Below are 15,854 nucleotides of genomic sequence, written 5' to 3'. Positions count from 1 at the left end.
TAGCCTTACAACAACATCAACCAAATCGTCCTGTAATGTAGTCTTCTGTACGCTTATCTGTAGGTGTTGTAAATAATTTGTTCGTATCTGTATATTCCACAACTTCTCCACTTAAGAAGAAAGCGGTTTTATCTGAAATACGTGCTGCTTGTTGCATGTTGTGCGTCACGATAACAATACTAAAGTCTTTCTTTAACTCCTGAATTAGCTCTTCTACTTTTGATGTTGAAATTGGATCTAGCGCCGATGTTGGTTCATCCATTAAAATTACGTCTGGCTCAATCGCTAAGCAGCGTGCAATACATAGGCGCTGTTGCTGTCCACCAGATAAACCGTATGCATTATCGTGCAAACGATCTTTTAACTCATCCCAAATAGCTGCTCCGCGTAAGCTTTTCTCAACGATTTCATCAAGTGTTTTTTTGTCACGAACACCATGGATTTTCGGGCCATATGCTACATTTTCATAAATAGATTTTGGGAATGGATTTGGCTTTTGGAACACCATTCCCACATGCGTACGCAATTCTTCAACCGGATATGATTTTTCGAATATGTTTCGTTCTCTATATTCGATAACGCCCGTAGTTCGAACGATAGGCACTAACTCTACCATACGATTTAGTGTTTTTAAGTACGTTGATTTACCACAACCACTTGGACCGATAATCGCTGTTACTTCATTCTCATGAATACTTAAGTTGATATCTTTTAAAGCGTGGTCTTCTCCGTACCATAAATTTAAATTTTTCGTATCAAATACCACTTTTTTTGGTGCTGTCTCAATCTTTTTCTCATTTTTCACCTGTACATTTACTACTGTTGCTACCATTTGAATTCCCCTTTCATCCACTTCCAACTTATTTTCGATTTCGTAACCATAAGACAAATATATTTATAAAGAGCAGCAACCCTAACAAAACAATCATCCCAGCTGCTGCTACATACTGAAATTCTTCTTGTGGTCTACTCATCCAATTAAAAATTTGAATTGGTAAAACCGTAAATCTATCAAACATACTGAACGGAACATAATTTGCAAAAGCAAGAGCCCCAATGACTAATAATGGTGCTGCCTCACCAATTGCTCTCGATACCGCTAACGTACATCCCGTTACAATCCCTGGTAAAGCTACTGGCAATACAATTTGATACATCGTTTGCCACTTCGTAGCACCTAATCCGTAAGAAGCCTCTAGTAATGAGCTCGGCACAGTTCGAATCGCTTCTTGACTAGCTACAACAACAGTTGGTAAGACGAGTAAACTCATCGTCAGTGCCGCTGCAATTATGCTCTCTCCTAAATGGAGAGCGTATACGAAAATAGTTAATCCGAGTAAACCAAACACAACGGAAGGTACCCCTGCTAATGTTTGATTATTTAATTCAATTAACTTTTTAAAAACGGACTCCTTCGCATAATGCTCTAAATAAAGAGCTGTTCCGACTCCAAATATAAAAGAGACCGGTATAACAATGCTCATAAATAGTATTGTTCCTGACAAAGCAGCGACAATCCCAGCTTCTTTCGGATTACGTGAGGCGAAGTTTGTAAAGAAATCTATTGAAAGATAACTTATACCTTTTTCAAAAATTTGAAAAAGCAATATAAAAAGTATTACTACTGAAAACAAAATTGCTATATAAAACAAACACTTGTAAATCCGATCCTTTAAAAAACGCGATGCCATATTTTCTTGTATTTTTTTATGGTTTAACATTCGCATATTATGTCACCCTCCTAAAACGGCGCATAATATATTGCGAAATGATATTCATAATAAAAGTAAACATAAATAACGTTGCACCTACAGCATACATGCTGTAATAAGTAATCGTTCCGTGCGGAGCATCACCTAAACTCACTTGTACAATATAGGCTGTTAATGTTTGAATAGAATGAGTCGGATCTATCGATACATTAGGTGTTGATCCAGCTGCAATAACAACAATCATCGTTTCACCAATTGCCCTGGAAGCTGCTAATATAATCGCTGCCATTATGCCCGTAAAAGCCGATGGAAACACCACTTGTTTTACCATCTCAAAACGAGTCGCTCCTAGCGCTAATGAGGCTTCTTTAATTCCTTTTTCTACAGCCCTCATCGCATCTTCAGAGAGAGACGCAATCGTCGGGATCATCATGAACCCTATAACAATACCCGGACTAATAGCATTAAAAAACTGCAAATCTGGTATAACGCGTTGTAAAAGTGGTGTGACAACTGTTAACGCGAAAAAACCATATACAATTGTCGGGATGCCTGCTAGTAGCTCTAACAACGGTTTTAATATTTTCCGAGCGCCATTCGAAGCGTATTCGCTTAAAAACACGGCACAACCTAAACCAATAGGAATTGCTACGAACATGGCAATTGCTGTTACAAGGATTGTTCCACATATAAGTGGTAATATACCGAATTTCGGATCTTCAAAAAAAGGTAACCATTCTTTCTCTGTCAAAAAAGAATACAAGGATATCTTTTGAAAAAACATGATTGTTTCATTTGCCAACGTAATAATAATTCCAAGTGTCGTTACAATGGACACGCTAGCAATGACTTTTAGTATTAACGGAACAATTCGATTGATTCGCTGCGTTTTTTTTCTTCTATTTGTATTTCTCTCAATCAAATGTTGTACAGAAAGTGTAATTTGACTTTTGTCATTATGAGCCAAAGATGAAAACCCCTTTCCACCCTGACATTACCTTTTTATTTCTGTTAACATTCGCAGCTGTTCATTATATTTTTCTTTTGGTAATTTTACATATCCGACCTCTTCAGCAAGGCTTCCAACATGCTTAATCATAAACTCAACATAATTTGCTACATTAATTTTATTTCTGATAGATGCATGATTCACATACGTAAATAGCGGCCTAGATAATGGCTTATACGTACCCGATTGAATGGTCTCTTTCGTTGGAAATACACCATCCACCTGTATTGCTTTTACCTTATCTCGATTGGCCATATAATAAGCATATCCTACAAAAGCAATGGCATTTTTATCATTCATTACCCCTTGCATAATAACTTGATCGTCTTCAGACAAAGAAACCGTTTTTACAAGGCGATTATTTTGTAAGACAACATTTTGGAAATAATCATAAGTACCAGAGTCTACGCCTGGCGCATAAAATTTAACTTGTTCACGTGGCCATGATGAATGAATTTGTGACCACCGTTTCAATCTTCCATTTTCACTCCATAATAGACGTAACTCGTCTATCGTCATATTGTTTACCCACGTATTTTGACGATTCACAACAATCGTTAGACCATCATAAGCAACCTCAAATGGTGTAAATTGAATGGAGTTTTTCTGCATTGCATTTTCTTCTACCGGTTTCATCAATCTCGAAGCATTGTTTATATCTACTTCTCCTTTACTGAAACGATTAAATCCTCCTCCTGTCCCAGAAATACTAATAGAAATTTTCACGTTTGGATGGGCCTTTGTATATTCCTCTGCTACTGCCTCTATAATAGGAAAAACCGTTGAGGATCCATCAACTCTCACTTCTCCCATTTCACTTGTAGCGAATGCAGTAGACATATTAAAACAAAGGAAACATGTCGATAATGTCAAAACTTTAATCGATGCGCTCATCCATTTCACGTGTTCTTCCTCCTAGAAGTAACCGGAAATAACAGGATTACAGATATAAGAATACTGCTAAACTATTAATTCGGTTTTAATTGTTTGTAAAAGTTTTGTAAAGTTCCACAAAAACAACTGTATACACAAACTTAATTTTGAATTTTGTACTTTAGATGCAGGAAATTTTCTAATCATCCATAAAACTGCTATCTCCTATTACACAAGACAAACTTAGAGCGTATGCACTCATCTTGTTATGTTCATCGTTTTTGAAACTACATGTTTTTTTCAACATTTTACGCTTGTCCACATTTACTAAACCATATGCATAAAGCATAAAAAAAAGCACACTATCTTTTCAGATAGTGTGCTTTTTTTACAACTTTTTTATTCATCATCTTGTGCATTACTTTTTTTCTCTTTTTCATCTTTTGGAGCTTCACCAGTTAATGCTTGTTTTTTCAAATCAAAGTAAGCGTCCATTATTTCACGACCAATATATCCATTAATCCCTGTTTTGTCATCATGTACCCATGGCACAACAACAGAAAATGCTACTTCTGGGTCTTCAAGTGGCGCATAACCTACTAATGTTAAGTTATATGTTTCAACACGCTCACCTTTTGCATTTCTACCAATCTCTTTATCTCCGCCATATACAGTTTGAGCTGTACCTGTTTTCCCAGCTGCTTTATATGGTGCACCTGCAAAGTACTTTGTAGCTGTACCACCTGAATCGTTAAACACTTGTCTAAATCCTTCTTGAACACGTTTAATTTGTGATTCAGGCATATCAACACGATTTAACACTTTCGGTTCCATGGATTGAACAACTTTTCCAACTTCCTCTGGTTTCGCCGATGGCTGACGGATTTCCTTTACAACTTGGGGTTGCATACGATATCCACCATTTGCAATCGTCGAAATATATTGCGCTAATTGAAGCGGTGTATACGTATCATACTGTCCGATTGATAAATCTAATAAGAAACCTGGTTGATTCCCTTTACCTATTTGACCAGCAGTTTCATTTGGCAAATCAATTCCTGTTTTTACACCAAGCCCAAACTGCCCAAAATAATAACGCATAGTATCAAATGCTTTTTGCGGGATATCTAACGTACCGCCTCGTATGTACGGAACCCCTGCAATATTCATCGCTGTTTTAAACATATAAACGTTAGAAGACATTTTTAACGCTGTAAGGTCATTAATATACCCCATCGTTTTCCAAGATGACTTCGTAGGTGTCCCTTTTAATTTAATTGGTTCATCTAACTGTACAGATCCAGGTTGAATTGCACCAGTTTGATATCCCGTAAGTACTGTCGCACCTTTTACAGTTGAACCCATCGGATAAGAACTCGTCATCGTTCCTAATGCAAAATCTTCTACTTTCGTTTCGCCGTCTTTATTCACTAATTGTTTCCCCGCCATAGATAAAACTTCACCATTTTTCGGGTTCATCATTACAACGAATGCACGATCTAAAAGAGGTTCGCTCCCTTTAAATCTCATTAAGTTTTTCGTAAGAATTTCTTCCACGCGCTTTTGTAATGCCATATCAATTGTTAAATTCAGATCGTTACCTCGTTGTCCTTGTGACACATTAATAGTTTCTAAAATATTACCCTCTTTATCTGTAACATTTCTAACTTCAGCTTTTGTGCCGTGTAAACTATCTTCGTACTGTTGCTCAAGGTAACTTTTTCCTACGCGATCATTACGATTATAATCACGAACAAGATAGTAATCTAATCTTTCTCTCGGTAGCCCTTCATCAGAAGAAGTTACACCACCAAGTACACTTCGGAACATATCGTCATACTTATATTTTCGCTCCCAGTCAACATTTGTATCTACACCTGGTAATTTCGCTAAATTTTCACTAATAATCGCGTATTCTTCCGGTGTTGCATTTTTTTTAACGATTTGCGGCGTCATTGCATATCCGCTTTCCATCTTACTTTTGATCGCCAATATTTCTAAATCTTTTGCTGACAGTTGATTAATCTCTTCTTCTGTCACACGATTTCGTTGACGTTCATCCAGTTCTTTATCGTCAATTTTATTTATTTTAAGCTCTTCACGATCTTTTTTTGTGATTTTTGTTTCTGCTTCTTCTTTATGTAAAGCAAGCCAATAATCCTTTTTATCGCGATCTGTTAACTTATCTGTTGGGACTTCAATTAAATCTGCTAACTTTTTCGCCGTTTCTAAGCGATCTGCTGCAGTTGATCCCTTCATTTTTGTAAATGTAATTGTACGAATAGGCTCATTATCTACGACCGCTTCTCCATTACGATCAAATATTTTCCCGCGTGGTACAGGATTACTTATCGTTGAATTTTCTTTTTTCTCAACTTCATTTTTATATTCCTCACCACGAACAATTTGTACGTATCCAAGCCTTACAATAACTGCGGAGAACATTAAAAACACGCAAAAAAACAACACGTTTAACCGAAAGGGAACGTGGGTTTTTGTCTTTGTCTGGTTCTTTTTCTGCTTCTTACTCATACAAACCCCCTCTACCAACAGCTATGTAATGTGAAAGGGACACCTTCATACAGGTGCCCTCACTGCTGTCTTACATCTTTTTCTATTCTAGCATAAAACAAACGATAAGTTAACCTTCTGGTTCAGTTTGATTCTGCGGGGTTCCTTGCGCTACAGCGCTGGTTTTGTTCACATTTCCCTCATCATATTTGACATTTTTAACTGCAAAATAAATAAGAAAATGTCCAGCTCCTAAAATACATAGTAAGAAAGGTAAACTTTTTTCAGGAGGAAAGAATATGACAGCACATAAAAAACTTAAAATGGAACAAATCCTTCCGGCATTTAACCATAATTCCCTGACAACTACATATTCTACACGCCATTCTCTCGCCTGTTTTGCTCTACCAATTACATCGTATGTCATGGATCCGTACGGAACGAGTAAAATGGGATATGCAACCGCGATACATGCTGCATAAATAAGTAATTTCGTATATGTAACATTGAAAATAACTAAAAATACGACCGCATATAAAATAATGCCACCAATTAAAATTGCTTTTTTTCGCCATTCTTTCTTTAACAGACGAGTAACTAAATAATAGCATACAAATGATACTGCAGAATTCACTAAACTATACTTCCCTAGTGCTAACTCGCTACCAGATGCTAAATAGACGTATACCGAAATAACGAAAATAAACGTTCCCTCTCTCAAACCTTGGAAGAAATGAGCACGCGTAATTCTTCCCCAGTTTTCATCAACTTGCCGCTCTTTCAATACTTGCACAATTTCATAGCGTCCTTCACATTCCCTCTTTGATAAAAAAAAGCTTAGAACGACTGCAACCGCAAATAGCAGTAACGAGAGGAAGAAAACGACAGTATAACCACTCCATTTTTCCATACGTGAAATTGTATATCCTGCTGCTATCGGCCCAATCATTCCAGAGAACGATGTAAGAAGTCCTAGAAAACCGTTAAAAAAATCTCTTGTTTCTGGTTCTGTAATCTCAAATGTCAACAAGTTAAAAGCGAGCCAATAAAAACCATAACCAACTCCTAAAAGGGCTCCCATTAGTAAAATATAGTGAGATGCACTTTTTCCCGCTACTAAAACGACGATAAAAAAAACAGCTAACGTGCCTACACCGATTCTCAATAAAATCGAGCGATCAATACGTTTCGCTAATTTCCCGCCCACAAGAAATGTTAGAGGCTGCAATACAACGCTGGCCAAATTATACAAGCCCAGATTTACATAATTTTGTGTTTGCTTCCATAAATAAATGTTTACAAACGTATTCGATAAAGAAATTGCGAGCGTGTATAAACCTCCTATAACGAGCAATAATACTAAATCCCGATTCACTTCAACATCACCAATTACATGTTTCCACTTCATACACAACTCTCCTTTACTTCATGTTCTAGTCTTCCAAAGACAAGCTCAATTATGTAAAAGGAGAGCATAGAAAAAAGCTAGGAGAAAACTCCTAGCTTTTTTCTAGCTGTATTAACTTCAATTATTTTGCTTCTTGGTAAAGTTTTTCAGCAACGTTCCAATCTACAACGTTCCAGAATGCACCGATGTAGTCAGGACGACGGTTTTGGTAATTTAAGTAGTAAGCATGCTCCCAAACATCTAAACCGATAACTGGAGTTTTACCTTCAGTTAGAGGAGAATCTTGGTTTGGAGTGCTTGTTACTTCTAACTCACCATTGTTTACTACTAACCAAGCCCAACCAGAACCGAAGCGAGTTGCGCCAGCTTTTGCGAATTCTGCTTTGAATGCATCGAAGCTACCGAATTTCGCTTCAATCGCAGTTGCAAGTTCGCCTACTGGTTGTCCCCCGCCGTTTGGAGATAGGATTGTCCAGAAGAATGTATGGTTAGCATGTCCGCCACCATTGTTACGTACTGCTGTACGGATTGCTTCAGGTACTTCGTTTAAGTTTGCAACTAATTCTTCAACGCTTTTGTCTGCTAATTCTGCATGACCTTCTAAAGCAGCGTTTAAGTTTGTAATATACGTGTTGTGATGTTTTGTATGATGGATGTTCATTGTTTCTTTATCAAAGTGAGGTTCTAAAGCATCATACGCATAAGGTAAATTTGGTAATTCGTGTTTTGCCATTATTATATTCCTCCCGGTTTATGTATTGTCACTACATATGTGACCTACAACTTCATTCTACCCTAATTGCCATAGGGTGCAAACAAATAAATCGCTTTGTCTTGCTATCATTAAAGTAGCAAAATTCCCACTTCTTTTCAATTAAAATGCTCATATATTCCGAAAAAAAGCTTCCTTCTACAAGGAAGCTTCCTGCTGACATACTAAACATATGAAATGGATATGGACCCTGTAGGACTCGAACCTACGACCGGACGGTTATGAGCCGTCTGCTCTAACCAACTGAGCTAAGGGTCCACGATTACGTATGTACCATTAAAAACAACTAAATTCCCATCGGATATATCGTTTGAAAAATGTAAGATAAATTTACCATATACAAAAGAAAAGTGTCAATTGTATTTTTCTCTACTAAAAGAAGTAAATTAATAAGAAGGAATTTAGTCCTCTCTACTATATGTAAATATAATATATCTTGAGCTTCTCTAGATTCGTACGTTACAATGATTTTATACATACATAAAGGAAGTGAATCTATGTCCATTTTTACACAGCTAGCAAAAAGCGTATATTCGCCTAAAGATATGGCGCTTTTCCGTTTTCAAAAAATCGGTAAAACCATTTTGTATATTATGCTTCTTTGCCTAATCACTACTATTCCAAGAACTTTCTTGTACGGTAGCGTCATCCAAGATGGTGTTAACATGGTAAATAAAGTAATCGAAAAAGATTTACCTGATTTTAAAATTGAAAATGGCGAGCTAACAGCTGATATTGATCAACCTATCGAAAAAGAAGATGGAAATGCCCTTTTCGTATTTGATCCAAATTCAACAGACTTAGAAAAATATCAAAATAAAACAGGTTTATTTGTTTTAAAAGATAAAGTAGTCTCCATGGGGAATGGTCAAACACAAACATACTCCTATAATGACTTATTAGGCGCATCTCTTGAGAAAAAAGATTTACAAGATTTCATTTCGTTATTTGACAGTATCTATCCAATCTTATTATTCGTTATTGGGTTCTTACTGTACTTGTTCCAATTATTTATTACCTTTGTAGGAGTTACATTGCTTGCCTTCATCGGTTCTGCGATGAGCGGTCAACGCAAATTATCTTATAAACAAGTTTGGACATTAACTGCTTACAGCTACACAATTCCAACAATCTTCTTTATGATTATGGATTTATTCAAAATAAACGTACCTGGTGCAACATTCATTTACATTGCAGTTGTTTTAATCGTTCTATACTTAACAATTAAAGAAGTTCCAAAACCGAAAGAAAAACAAGAACTATAAAAAAATGCCTAAATAGGCATTTTTTTTTTGGACAAGCATATATTCCTAGCAAAGGAGTGAAGGATATGAAGAGATTAGGTGTCCTCTTATTCGTGCTTGTCCTCGGTTATATATTTTATTACGACATAAAAATCGGTACTTTACCGATGTTAAGTTCATACAAAAAAACCTCTGCTGCCCAAACGATAAAACAAGAAAATACAGATACAAAACAAAATAAAGAGAAAGAAACAGAAAAAGAAACGGATGTAGCTTATAAAGCAATCGAAGTAAAAACTGGCGAGACCGTTCTTTCTATTACAGAACAAATTAATAAGAAAAAAATCCCTTCTATTGAAAAAGTAATTGATGATTTTAAGCAATTAAATAAAAATACATCCACTACAAAAATCCAAGTTGGAAAGTCTTATAAATTCCCGTTATATCAATAAGCAATCACTTAATCCTTGTCAATTACATAAAGGCGCTGATACAATAGTAAAAGTGAAACCGAGTACTTTGGTTTCTATAGCCCTTTCTCACACATACTATCATTGATGTAAGGGACTAAAATAAGAAACTTCTTTTATAAGGAGAGCGATCAATTCGTGAATGAAATGACTCAACGCACAAAAACACGTCCAGTTAAAGTCGGTAATTTAACAATTGGCGGTAACAATGAATTAATTATACAAAGTATGACGACAACAAAAACACATGATGTTGAGGCTACAGTTGCTGAAATTAAACGTTTAGAAGAAGCTGGCTGTCAAGTTGTTCGTGTTGCTGTTCCAGACGAACGCGCAGCAAATGCTATTGCTGATATTAAAAAACAAATCAACATTCCACTTGTTGCTGATATTCATTTTGATTATCGCCTTGCTTTAAAAGCAATCGAAGGCGGCATTGATAAAGTACGTATCAATCCAGGTAACATTGGACGTCGCCATAAAGTAGAAGCTGTTGTAAATGCAGCGAAAGAGCGTGGCATTCCAATCCGTATCGGTGTAAATGCCGGCTCATTAGAACGTCATATTTTAGAAAAGTATGGATATCCAACTGCTGATGGTATGGTCGAGAGCGCACTGCACCATATTAAAATTTTAGAGGACTTAGATTTCCACGATATTATCGTATCCATGAAAGCCTCTGATGTTAACTTAGCAATTGAAGCATACGAAAAAGCTGCTCGCGCTTTTGATTATCCATTACATTTAGGTATTACAGAATCAGGAACATTGTTTGCTGGAACTGTAAAAAGCGCCGCTGGTCTTGGAGCAATTTTAAGTAAAGGTATCGGAAATACACTTCGTATTTCTTTAAGTGCTGATCCAGTCGAAGAAGTAAAGGTTGCACGTGAACTATTAAAGTCATTCGGTCTTGCATCTAATGCCGCAACACTTATTTCTTGTCCAACTTGTGGTCGTATTGAAATCGACCTAATTAGCATTGCTAATGAAGTCGAAGAATACATCTCTACACTTAAAGTTCCAATTAAGGTTGCAGTACTCGGCTGCGCCGTAAACGGTCCTGGTGAAGCTCGTGAAGCCGACATCGGTATTGCTGGTGCACGCGGAGAAGGTTTATTATTCCGTAAAGGGCAAGTCGTTCGTAAAGTACCAGAAGAAACAATGGTAGAAGAACTGAAAAAAGAAATTGATGTAATCGCTGCTGAAATGGCTGCCGAACGAGAAAAAGAAAAACAAGAACAAGAACAATAAAAAAAGGTTGCCCACAATTTTTGTGAGCAACCTTTTTTACATTTAAATTAAAAACTCGTCAGTTATATAACCGACGAGTTCTCTTATTTTGCACATTTTGGACAACGACCATATATTTCGAACTTATGTCCCGTTACCTCATAACCTTTAAAATCTTTATTCATAAAATCCATTGGGCAAGAAGTGATTTCTTTCGTACCACCACAATCTAAACAAATGAAATGATGATGATGTTCCATAATAGAGCACATAAAACGAAAATGTTTTTCACCATTTAATTCCGTTTGCTCTAAAACACCAATTTCAGCAAAAACCGTTAAGTTACGATAAATCGTATCGAAACTAAGTCCTGGATAATCATCCTTCATATGTTCTAAAACATCTTTTGCGGTTAAATAACGATTATGCGCCGCGAATAATCTTAGCATCTCTTCCCTTTTCCCCGTATGTTTATATCCTTTTTCCTTCATTAGGCGTAAAGCTTCTGTTAGATTCATACCTATCCCTACTTTATGCAGTTTTTTTCTTCTTCCATAAAATCGCACCGATTAAAATAAGAACCGCTATCATAACAATTGTACCACCTGGTGCTAGATCAAGTTGATACGAAGCAAACATTCCACCAATTACTGCAATTTCACCAAATAAAATGGAAAAGAAAATTGTTTGTTTAAATCCTTTTGCAATACGAATACTTGCTGCAACTGGTAACGTCATTAAAGATGATACAAGAAGAACACCTACCACACGCATTGATACCGCAATTACAAGAGCAACTAATATAATGAAAATAAAGTGAATCCACTTTGCACTCAAACCGGTTGATACAGCGTATTCCTCATCAAATGATAGTAAAAACAACTCTTTGTATAATAAAACAATCGTTATAATAACTACAATTGCTACTATACCAATAATAATTAAATCCGCACTTGTCACAGCACTTACACTACCAAATAAATAACTAAATAGATCCGTATTGAATCCATTAGCAAGTGAAATGAAGATAACTCCAATCCCCATGCCTGCTGAAAGTATAATCGGAATTGCTAACTCTTGATAATGTTTATATACAGTACGTAATTTTTCAATTAGCAATGCTCCACCGATTGAAAAAAACATTCCCATATATAAAGGGTTTAAAAACCCACCAGTAAAGATTGTCTTTTCAAGTAATAAACTGGCTGCAATTCCTGATAACGTCACATGACTTAATGCATCCGCAATAAGCGACATGCGGCGAATTACAACGAACACGCCGATAAGTGGTCCGACAAGCCCTATTAAAACACCAGCGTATAAAGAATTACGTAAAAAATCATATTGTAAAAAATCCTGTATCATTATATCCTCCCGTGATGCCCATGTTCATGTTCTAAGCGATGAACATGATGCCCATATAAAATCGACATTTCTGCATCTTCTAACTCTCGGAATTTCTCTACATTCCCATGGAAATGTAGATGCTGATTTAAACATGCAACATGCGTCACCTTCTCTGTTACAGCACCCATATCGTGTGTAACAAGAATTAACGTGATCCCTAGCCTTTTGTTTAAATCCTCTAGTATCTCATAGAAGCTTTCCACATTTTTTACATCGATTCCAACAGTAGGTTCGTCCAAAATAAGCAATTCCGGATTACTCACAAGTGCACGAGCAATAAATACACGCTGTTGTTGTCCACCAGAAAGTTCTCCAATGTTGCGACCTTGAAACTCACTCATACCTACATCAGCAATCGCTTTTTCTACTTTCGCATTATCGTCTTTCGTAAAAAAGCGAAAAAGCCCCTTTTTCGAAACGAGCCCCATTGAAACAACTTCAAAAACAGTTGCTGGGAAACCTGAGTTAAAACTACTTGCCTTTTGGGATACATAACCAACTTTATTCCACTCTTTAAATTTCTTACTATCAATGCCAAACAATCTAATACTTCCTTGCTTTGGTTTTAAAACACCCAATAAACATTTAAGTAAAGTCGATTTCCCTGAACCATTTGGTCCAACTAAACCTAAAAAAGCTCCCTTCGGAACTTGCAAATTAATATCTTCTAACACGTTGCGATCTTCATATCGAAACGTTAATCCTTCTATTTCCAATATATTATTCATATCATCTCACCTATTTTAATTCAGAATGATTCCGATTTATCTCTATTTGAATTATAGTACAGCTTATTATAGTTGTAAACCAATCTGCCTAAAATATATTCTTTATTTCAAGAAACCTTATTATTATAACAAAAAGCAGAGAAGAATTCTCTGCTTTCAAAAGATATTACAATTAACTTTTTAATGAATTGCTGATTTAAACTTACCACCATTTGTCTCTTGTGTATTCATAATCGTAACAAATGCGTTTTCATCAATTTCATGCACAATTGATTTTAACTTCGTCACTTCCAGACGTGTTACAACTGCATAAATAACTTCTTTTTCTTTATCTGTATAGCCACCTTTAGCAACAAGTTTTGTTGTTCCACGACCAAGGCGGTGTAAAATTGCATTTGATACTTCCTCATATTGATCGGATACGATTAAAACCGCTTTCGTTTCGTCTAATCCTTGAATTACCGTATCAATTGTTTTGAATGCGATATAGTACGTCATAACAGAATACATCGCTTGTTCAACACCAAAAACAAATGCTGCCCATGCAAAAATGAATAAGTTCACAAACATTACGAATTCACCAACAGAAAACGGTAATTTCTTCGTTAATAGAATTCCCATAATCTCCGTCCCGTCTAACGATCCACCATGACGAATAACAAGTCCTACACCGATCCCTAAAATAAGACCGCCGAAAACTGTTGCTAAAATCGGCTCTGTTGTAAATGGCGGGATAGCATGCAACGTTGATTCAATAAATGCTAAAGCTACAATTCCAAATGCTGAAGATAACATGAATGTTTTTCCAATTTGCTTATACCCGGAGTACATAAAAGGAATATTGAGGATAACAACTAAAGTAGAGAAACTTAACCACCAAATATTAGGAGTAAGATAATCTAATATAAGAGAAATACCAATAATTCCACCATCAATAATTTTATTTGGCATTAAAAACAGTTCAATCGCTACCGCCGCACACGCTGCCCCAAAGACAATCATAACTAAACGATATACAAGATGAATAACACTTTCTTTTCGATGTTGCTTTTTCTCCATAAGTCCTCCTTATACTCTTTATCTATAGTTTCGTTCTTATATTATAACATAAGCTTCTTTTCCCCATTGAAAAAATGCACCTTGATACGAATATGTACAAGCTATGCTTACATATATTTCGATAGAAGAACGTGTGAAGGAGGACAACACGATGAACCTCATTAAACAAATTGTGAACAAAAAATTAAATCATATTTCTACAAAAGAGTTATTGAAATATAGTAAAGAATATGAAGTTTCAATTACGACTGCGCAAGCTGATCAAATTGTTTTACTTATGAAGGGAAAAAATATTAACATTTATGATAATACCGAGCGACTAGATTTGCTAAAACAAATCGCTACAGTAACTACTCCTGCCACTGCCCAACAAGTAAATACTTTATTTCAGCAGCTATTAAAATAAGGAGGGGAAAATCCCCTCCTTATTGCGCTTTAATTTTTTCAAGAATTCCTTCATCAAAAGTACCATTTTTCAGCATTTCGATTTCTAATTTATATGGTGGCTTCTTATCTTTTTTATCTTCACCTACATACGGTGTTTCAAGAATTTTTGGTACGTTCATTAACTGTGGATGATGCACAATATGATGTAATGCTTTATAGCCAATATGACCGAAACCGATATTTTCATGACGGTCTTTTCCAGCTCCGCGTACATTTTTACTATCATTAATATGAAGTACTTGCAAACGATCTATTCCAACAATTTTATCAAATTCGTTTAACACACCGTCAAAATCATTTACAAGGTCATAACCTGCATCATGCGTATGACACGTATCAAAACATACAGATAGTTTTTCATTATATTTCACACCATCAATAATTTTCGCAATTTCTTCAAAACTACGACCGCATTCTGTTCCCTTTCCTGCCATCGTTTCTAGCGCAATATTAACCGTTTGTTCTGGCGTTATTACTTCATTAAGCCCTTTAATAATTTGTTGAATACCAGCATCTGCTCCTGCACCAACGTGAGCTCCTGGGTGAAGAACAATTTGTCTCGCTACCCCTAATGCTGCCGTTCTTTCAAGTTCCATACGCAGGAAATCCACACCTAATTGGAACGTCTCAGGTTTCGTCGTATTTCCAACATTAATAATATACGGAGCATGGACGATAATTTCCTCAATACCATTTAGTTCCATATGTTTTCTTCCTGCTTCTATATTCAATTCTTCAATTGGTTTTCTTCGTGTATTTTGCGGTGCACCTGTATAAATCATGAACGTTGTTGCACCGTATGAAACAGCCTCTTCACTTGCTGCTAATAACATCTTCTTACCACTCATTGAAACATGAGATCCTATCTTTAACATACAATCACCTCTTCAATATACAATAGATATAATGATAGCATAATTTGTAGAAATATGTAGCGAATTGTTTGTTCACACAAAAGGCACTACATAGATTAAACTGACTATT

Annotated in this window: 16 protein-coding genes and 1 tRNA gene; 4 read left to right on the top strand and 13 right to left on the bottom strand. The window is 36.0% G+C overall.

Going from position 1 to position 15,854, the window contains the following annotated elements:
* Window positions 1-16 precede the first annotated feature (16 nt).
* The 8 genes from pstB to MKX77_RS03525 form a co-directional block, all read right to left on the bottom strand.
* A complete protein-coding gene (gene pstB, locus MKX77_RS03560; RefSeq protein WP_002111857.1) occupies window positions 17-832 on the bottom strand; it encodes a phosphate ABC transporter ATP-binding protein in 816 nt (271 codons plus the stop codon).
* Between the two features lie 28 nt (window positions 833-860).
* Complete coding sequence (pstA, locus tag MKX77_RS03555) at window positions 861-1,727, bottom strand: phosphate ABC transporter permease PstA (protein ID WP_088034253.1); 867 nt, start codon at window positions 1,725-1,727, stop codon at window positions 861-863.
* 1 nt (window position 1,728) lies between these two features.
* Window positions 1,729-2,679, bottom strand: a complete 951-nt coding sequence (pstC, locus tag MKX77_RS03550; protein ID WP_341305847.1) for a phosphate ABC transporter permease subunit PstC — start codon at window positions 2,677-2,679, stop codon at window positions 1,729-1,731.
* 27 nt (window positions 2,680-2,706) lie between these two features.
* Window positions 2,707-3,624 carry a PstS family phosphate ABC transporter substrate-binding protein gene (locus MKX77_RS03545; protein WP_341305846.1) on the bottom strand — a complete coding sequence of 306 codons (918 nt, stop codon included), beginning with the start codon at window positions 3,622-3,624 and terminating at the stop codon, window positions 2,707-2,709.
* 369 nt (window positions 3,625-3,993) lie between these two features.
* Window positions 3,994-6,126, bottom strand: coding sequence for a peptidoglycan D,D-transpeptidase FtsI family protein (locus MKX77_RS03540; RefSeq protein WP_341305845.1), 2,133 nt, complete (start codon window positions 6,124-6,126; stop codon window positions 3,994-3,996).
* A 109-nt stretch (window positions 6,127-6,235) separates the two neighbouring features.
* On the bottom strand, window positions 6,236-7,513 hold the full coding sequence (locus tag MKX77_RS03535; protein WP_341305844.1) for an MFS transporter: 1,278 nt from the start codon (window positions 7,511-7,513) through the stop codon (window positions 6,236-6,238).
* A 121-nt stretch (window positions 7,514-7,634) separates the two neighbouring features.
* Window positions 7,635-8,246 carry a superoxide dismutase [Mn] gene (gene sodA, locus MKX77_RS03530; protein ID WP_001052029.1) on the bottom strand — a complete coding sequence of 204 codons (612 nt, stop codon included), beginning with the start codon at window positions 8,244-8,246 and terminating at the stop codon, window positions 7,635-7,637.
* A 223-nt stretch (window positions 8,247-8,469) separates the two neighbouring features.
* A tRNA-Ile gene (locus tag MKX77_RS03525) sits at window positions 8,470-8,543 on the bottom strand.
* A 239-nt stretch (window positions 8,544-8,782) separates the two neighbouring features.
* Here MKX77_RS03525 and yqgB point away from each other — a divergent pair.
* From yqgB to ispG, 3 genes are all read left to right on the top strand, one after another.
* On the top strand, window positions 8,783-9,550 hold the full coding sequence (yqgB, locus tag MKX77_RS03520) for a protein YqgB (RefSeq protein ID WP_002034056.1): 768 nt from the start codon (window positions 8,783-8,785) through the stop codon (window positions 9,548-9,550).
* A gap of 65 nt (window positions 9,551-9,615) precedes the next feature.
* Window positions 9,616-9,981, top strand: coding sequence for a hypothetical protein (locus MKX77_RS03515; protein ID WP_341305843.1), 366 nt, complete (start codon window positions 9,616-9,618; stop codon window positions 9,979-9,981).
* 165 nt (window positions 9,982-10,146) lie between these two features.
* Window positions 10,147-11,250: a flavodoxin-dependent (E)-4-hydroxy-3-methylbut-2-enyl-diphosphate synthase gene (ispG, locus tag MKX77_RS03510; RefSeq protein ID WP_165762451.1), complete on the top strand. Its 1,104-nt coding sequence runs from the start codon at window positions 10,147-10,149 to the stop codon at window positions 11,248-11,250.
* Between the two features lie 83 nt (window positions 11,251-11,333).
* Here the strand turns inward: ispG and MKX77_RS03505 are convergent, their stop codons facing one another.
* The 4 genes from MKX77_RS03505 to MKX77_RS03490 form a co-directional block, all read right to left on the bottom strand.
* On the bottom strand, window positions 11,334-11,747 hold the full coding sequence (locus MKX77_RS03505; RefSeq protein WP_002067192.1) for a Fur family transcriptional regulator: 414 nt from the start codon (window positions 11,745-11,747) through the stop codon (window positions 11,334-11,336).
* A 13-nt stretch (window positions 11,748-11,760) separates the two neighbouring features.
* Entirely contained in the window at window positions 11,761-12,594 is an 834-nt protein-coding gene (locus MKX77_RS03500; protein ID WP_002160460.1) for a metal ABC transporter permease, read from the bottom strand.
* On the bottom strand, window positions 12,594-13,364 hold the full coding sequence (locus MKX77_RS03495; protein WP_002111871.1) for a metal ABC transporter ATP-binding protein: 771 nt from the start codon (window positions 13,362-13,364) through the stop codon (window positions 12,594-12,596). The genes MKX77_RS03500 and MKX77_RS03495 overlap by 1 nt, the downstream gene beginning before the upstream one ends.
* A gap of 180 nt (window positions 13,365-13,544) precedes the next feature.
* Window positions 13,545-14,423 carry a YitT family protein gene (locus tag MKX77_RS03490; protein WP_002015168.1) on the bottom strand — a complete coding sequence of 293 codons (879 nt, stop codon included), beginning with the start codon at window positions 14,421-14,423 and terminating at the stop codon, window positions 13,545-13,547.
* 151 nt (window positions 14,424-14,574) lie between these two features.
* On the opposite strand from MKX77_RS03490, the gene MKX77_RS03485 reads away from it, so the two are divergent.
* Window positions 14,575-14,829, top strand: a complete 255-nt coding sequence (locus MKX77_RS03485) for a DUF2624 domain-containing protein (RefSeq protein ID WP_215554206.1) — start codon at window positions 14,575-14,577, stop codon at window positions 14,827-14,829.
* 19 nt (window positions 14,830-14,848) lie between these two features.
* Here MKX77_RS03485 and MKX77_RS03480 read toward each other — a convergent pair whose 3' ends face one another.
* Window positions 14,849-15,745 (bottom strand): deoxyribonuclease IV, encoded by an 897-nt coding sequence (locus MKX77_RS03480; RefSeq protein ID WP_341305842.1) that lies wholly within the window; start codon window positions 15,743-15,745, stop codon window positions 14,849-14,851.
* Window positions 15,746-15,854: the final 109 nt, after the last annotated feature.

The organism is Bacillus sp. FSL R9-9410 (genome assembly GCF_038050385.1).
GTDB lineage: Bacteria > Bacillota > Bacilli > Bacillales > Bacillaceae_G > Bacillus_A > Bacillus_A cereus_U.
This window is presented reverse-complemented; position numbering and strand designations above follow the sequence as displayed.

Bases quoted from the DNA above. Each gene is read 5' to 3' on its own strand.
- ispG (WP_165762451.1), top strand. From the start codon at position 10,147: ATGACTCAACGCACAAAAACACGTCCAGTTAAAGTCGGTAATTTAACA.
- MKX77_RS03485 (WP_215554206.1), top strand. From the start codon at position 14,575: ATGAACCTCATTAAACAAATTGTGAACAAAAAATTAAATCATATTTCT.
- MKX77_RS03495 (WP_002111871.1), bottom strand. From the start codon at position 13,364: ATGAATAATATATTGGAAATAGAAGGATTAACGTTTCGATATGAAGAT.
- pstA (WP_088034253.1), bottom strand. From the start codon at position 1,727: ATGCGAATGTTAAACCATAAAAAAATACAAGAAAATATGGCATCGCGT.
- MKX77_RS03515 (WP_341305843.1), top strand. From the start codon at position 9,616: ATGAAGAGATTAGGTGTCCTCTTATTCGTGCTTGTCCTCGGTTATATA.
- MKX77_RS03540 (WP_341305845.1), bottom strand. From the start codon at position 6,126: ATGAGTAAGAAGCAGAAAAAGAACCAGACAAAGACAAAAACCCACGTT.
- pstB (WP_002111857.1), bottom strand. From the start codon at position 832: ATGGTAGCAACAGTAGTAAATGTACAGGTGAAAAATGAGAAAAAGATT.
- MKX77_RS03480 (WP_341305842.1), bottom strand. From the start codon at position 15,745: ATGTTAAAGATAGGATCTCATGTTTCAATGAGTGGTAAGAAGATGTTA.
- MKX77_RS03490 (WP_002015168.1), bottom strand. From the start codon at position 14,423: ATGGAGAAAAAGCAACATCGAAAAGAAAGTGTTATTCATCTTGTATAT.
- MKX77_RS03535 (WP_341305844.1), bottom strand. From the start codon at position 7,513: ATGAAGTGGAAACATGTAATTGGTGATGTTGAAGTGAATCGGGATTTA.
- MKX77_RS03500 (WP_002160460.1), bottom strand. From the start codon at position 12,594: ATGATACAGGATTTTTTACAATATGATTTTTTACGTAATTCTTTATAC.
- yqgB (WP_002034056.1), top strand. From the start codon at position 8,783: ATGTCCATTTTTACACAGCTAGCAAAAAGCGTATATTCGCCTAAAGAT.
- MKX77_RS03505 (WP_002067192.1), bottom strand. From the start codon at position 11,747: ATGAATCTAACAGAAGCTTTACGCCTAATGAAGGAAAAAGGATATAAA.
- sodA (WP_001052029.1), bottom strand. From the start codon at position 8,246: ATGGCAAAACACGAATTACCAAATTTACCTTATGCGTATGATGCTTTA.